The sequence below is a fragment of the Komagataeibacter sp. FXV3 genome (assembly GCF_015155755.1).
Lineage (GTDB): Bacteria > Pseudomonadota > Alphaproteobacteria > Acetobacterales > Acetobacteraceae > Komagataeibacter.
Genome location: NZ_VWPI01000111.1, coordinates 1 through 3,587, shown reverse-complemented (window position 1 = coordinate 3,587; position 3,587 = coordinate 1). Strand labels below are relative to the sequence as shown.

Annotated in this window: 6 protein-coding genes; all 6 read left to right on the top strand. The window is 61.2% G+C overall.

Annotated elements, in window-relative coordinates; genetic code table 11:
* Positions 1–365 (top strand): CHRD domain-containing protein (locus F1542_RS10240; protein ID WP_193732943.1); only part of this gene is annotated, 365 nt, incomplete at its 5' end.
* Positions 366–560: 195 nt separating this feature from the next.
* A complete protein-coding gene (locus F1542_RS10235; protein ID WP_193732944.1) occupies positions 561–1,019 on the top strand; it encodes a hypothetical protein in 459 nt (152 codons plus the stop codon).
* Positions 1,020–1,080: 61 nt separating this feature from the next.
* Positions 1,081–1,950 (top strand): aldose 1-epimerase family protein, encoded by an 870-nt coding sequence (locus F1542_RS10230; protein WP_193732942.1) that lies wholly within the window; start codon positions 1,081–1,083, stop codon positions 1,948–1,950.
* Positions 1,951–2,137: 187 nt separating this feature from the next.
* Positions 2,138–2,368, top strand: a complete 231-nt coding sequence (locus F1542_RS10225) for a hypothetical protein (RefSeq protein ID WP_193732941.1) — start codon at positions 2,138–2,140, stop codon at positions 2,366–2,368.
* Positions 2,369–2,525: 157 nt separating this feature from the next.
* A complete protein-coding gene (locus tag F1542_RS10220; protein ID WP_193732940.1) occupies positions 2,526–3,146 on the top strand; it encodes a hypothetical protein in 621 nt (206 codons plus the stop codon).
* A gap of 14 nt (positions 3,147–3,160) precedes the next feature.
* The coding region (locus tag F1542_RS10215) for a nitroreductase family protein (RefSeq protein ID WP_193732939.1) at positions 3,161–3,587 on the top strand (427 nt) is incomplete at its 3' end.

Below are 3,587 nucleotides of genomic sequence, written 5' to 3'. Positions count from 1 at the left end.
CCGTGCGGCTGGAAGGTCATTTTGCCCCGGAACACGGCACGACCAGCCAGCCCGATGGCACCGTGCAGGCCACGCTGAATACGCGCACGAATCTTGTGAAATATACCCTGACCTGGACCGGGCTGAGCGGGCCGGTAGTGGCCGCCCATTTCCATGGTCCCGCCCCGGCGGGGGAAGAGGCAGGCGTGCTGGTACCCATTCCCAGCCCCTATAAATCCGGGCAGCACGGGTCCGTCCTGCTGTCGGCCGAACAGGCGCAGGCCCTTCAGAACGGTCAGGTCTATGTCAATCTGCACACGGCCGCCCAGCCCAATGGCGAGGCCCGCGCCCAGCTTGCACCGGTTCACCCCGGCGGGAAAAAATAAACCGCAACCTGTTGGGATCATGTCCATGATATAGTTTGCATGGCTGCTATTTGTGCGGCACAGTGCAAAGGATGACATGCAAATCATGTCTGTCACGTAAGGACGCGGGGCGACCTTGCCCGCCAGAAGTCATGGAGTTCGCTTTTGCGCCTAGCATCTCTGGCCGCCGTAGCGGCTGCTGTGTCCCTTTCCGGTATGGCCCCTTTCACCTGTGCCCATGCGGCGGATGCGCTGGGTGAACATACGGCAACGGTCGCCTTTACCCTGTCAGCTGCCGATCTGGGGGCGGGGATGTCATGGGGCAAGGGCGTCCTGACGTTTGAAGGACACGACTATCCTTTCCGCATCCGCGGTGGCTCGGGCGCAGCCATCGGCTTTTCCAAGACCCATGCCATTGGCACCGTCTATAACCTGTACCGCATTCAGGATATCGAAGGGACCTACTGGTCCGTCCAGGGCGAGGCGACGGTTGGCGCGGGGAAGGGCGGTGCCGTCATGGAAAATAACAACGGGATCTATATCAAGTTCACGTCGCGCAGCAGTGGCGCACGGCTGGCGTTTTCGGTCGAACGCCTGACCATAAGCCTGACGCCGGATGCAAAGACCGCATCCGCCGCCGCGACCCCGGCCATCACCCCTGCTTCACATGAATAGGCAGGTCACCCCCTGATCGTGCATGGTAGGCACCATCATGAAAACGGATGGAGCCACCAGCATGACAGAAGATACCCATACATTTGGCGACGGCCGCCTTGCGGCCAGCGTGCGGGCACAGGGTGCTGAACTGTGTGCCCTGCGCGCGGGCGGGCGTGACCTGTTATGGGGGGGCGGTGACCCGTGGCGTCGGCATTCACCGGTGCTGTTTCCCATTGTGGGACGACTGGTGGATGATGCGGCATGGGTGGATGGGCAGGCGTACCGCATGACCCAGCACGGTTTTGCCCGCGACTGCACATTCCGCTGGCTGGAACGTGACGAGACGGGCTGCCGCCTTGAACTGTCGGATACGGACGCCACGCGCGCGCTCTATCCCTTCGCTTTCAGCCTTGTCATTGAATACCGTATTGAACAGGGCAGGCTGCGGGTTGGGTACTGTGTGACCAACCCCGATGCGAGTCGTATCCTGCCTGCATCGCTGGGCGCGCATCCCGCCTTTGTATGGCCGCTGGCTGCCGATGTGCCCAAGGATCGGCACATCATCGAATTCGACCAGCCGGAGCCCGAGGGCATACGGCGGCTGAAGGATGGCCTGCTGCTGCCTGAATCCTTTTCCACCCCGGTTGTCGGGCGGATACTGCACCTCGACGAATCCCTGTTTGCGGCTGATGCGCTGATTTTCGACCATCCCGCCAGCACGGGACTGACCTATCGCACCCCCGATGGTCCGGGTCTGCGCCTGACATGGGAAGGCTTTCCCCAGTTGGGCATATGGATGAAGCCCGGCGCTGATTTCGTATGCATCGAACCGTGGCATGGCATGGCCAGCCCGGTCGGGTTCAAGGGCGATTTTTCCACGCGCCCGGGTGTGTTTCACCTGCAGCCCGGACAGGAATGGCGGGCATCGTGGCAGGTTGGCTGTATCTGATTTCACAGCCTTTCCGGCAGGTGTCTTTTCCATGCAACACCTGCCGGAATAAGCCTTGCGAAAAAAGCATGGATCCCCCGGGAAATCTGCGAAAATATCGTATTTCCAACACCCCGGTTGCGTCGTAGCGTGCGCGCAGGAGCAGCATGCGGCAGTCTCGCCCGCTAGGCTCACGGGAAACGCCTTGATGCGTAGTTTTTCTCCTGTCCCCGCCGTGGGATTTTCCCCTTCTTCCAATCCCCTCCAGATCCGTACGCTGCGCCAGCGCGTTGTAAGCTGGGTCGGTACAGCCTACCGCAAACAGGGGATGATGCTGCTGGCGACACTGCCCAGTATCGCCGTGCCGTCGGGCTGCCATGCCGGGATGGAGGGATCGCCCTCCCTGCTGGCGCTGCGGGGCTGCTGGGACCGGACCTGACTGCCGTGGCCTGCGACCGGGCAGGTCCTGCATCATGATTATATGGCGGCGCATTCCGGTGTGCCGCCATATTCATTGGATGACACATAACAGGAGCGTAGAGTACACCTGACAGGCGGCCATATGGGGAGAGCGGAAGGACATGGGTAAACATCATATGCCACGACGTACGGCATGGCTGGTGGTTGCCATGCTGGTACAGGTGGGAACAGCCCATGCAGCTACGACCGCGTTCAACAAGCTGCCTGATTACGAGAAATTCGGCATTACGGTCGCCAGCGCCTATCACGTGCGCCGGTGCGGGGTGACGGTCACGATCAACCAGTCCCGTTTCGTGGACAGCGCCAGCGCGCTGGAAAATGAAGGGATTCTGGACAACGTCACGCCCGCGATCATCAGCAGGCGCCCAGCCTATTATATCGGGCAGGCCATGCATGAAATCGTCCCGACCATCATTTACCATACCTTCCTGCGCTATACGGATGCGACGAACTGCCACTTCGTATTCCATACGAAAGGGGGCGGGGGTGAGGACGAGGCGTTATATGGAATTGAGGAAAGTGCTTCCCCCGCGTTCCTGAGCTTTGTCGTGAACAGCCATACCCATACGCAGGTGGACTGGTACAAGGCCAGTTTTGATGAAATCCGCGAAGTGGCTTCCAGGTTCGAGGAAGACCCGGCCTATGCTGCCCCCCTAGCACCGGAGGAAGGGGGCGTGACGCAACCCACGTCCGCAGATCCCGACAACATCCAGGACGTGACAGACCGGCTGCAATGAACGAAAGAGGGGGCATGACTTCCATGCCCGAATTTTCTCCTGTCTTCAGGGAGCGGTTGCAAGACCTGTTCCGCTGGCGGCGTGATGTGCGCCATTTCCGCCGTGACCCGTTGCCCGAACCCGTGCTGGACGGTCTGCTGCGTACCGCCTGCCTTGCCCCGTCGGTGGGATTGAGTGAACCATGGCGTTTCGTGCGTGTGGATGATCCCCGGCGTCGCGCGGCGGTGAGGGCGGATTTTGCCCGCTGCAATGCCAGCGCCCTGTCGGATCGCGTGGGGCCGGATGCACGGCATTATGCACGGCTGAAACTGGCGGGACTGGATGATGCGCCACATCATGTGGCGGTCCTGTCCCATCCTGAACCTGTTCAGGGGCGGGGTCTGGGCCGTGGGACAATGCCACAGACCACCACATGGTCCACGGTCATGGCCATCCATACGT

Coding starts and splice junctions, on each gene's coding strand:
- F1542_RS10225 (WP_193732941.1), top strand. CDS start 2,138: ATGCGTAGTTTTTCTCCTGTCCCCGCCGTGGGATTTTCCCCTTCTTCC.
- F1542_RS10230 (WP_193732942.1), top strand. CDS start 1,081: ATGACAGAAGATACCCATACATTTGGCGACGGCCGCCTTGCGGCCAGC.
- F1542_RS10220 (WP_193732940.1), top strand. CDS start 2,526: ATGCCACGACGTACGGCATGGCTGGTGGTTGCCATGCTGGTACAGGTG.
- F1542_RS10235 (WP_193732944.1), top strand. CDS start 561: ATGGCCCCTTTCACCTGTGCCCATGCGGCGGATGCGCTGGGTGAACAT.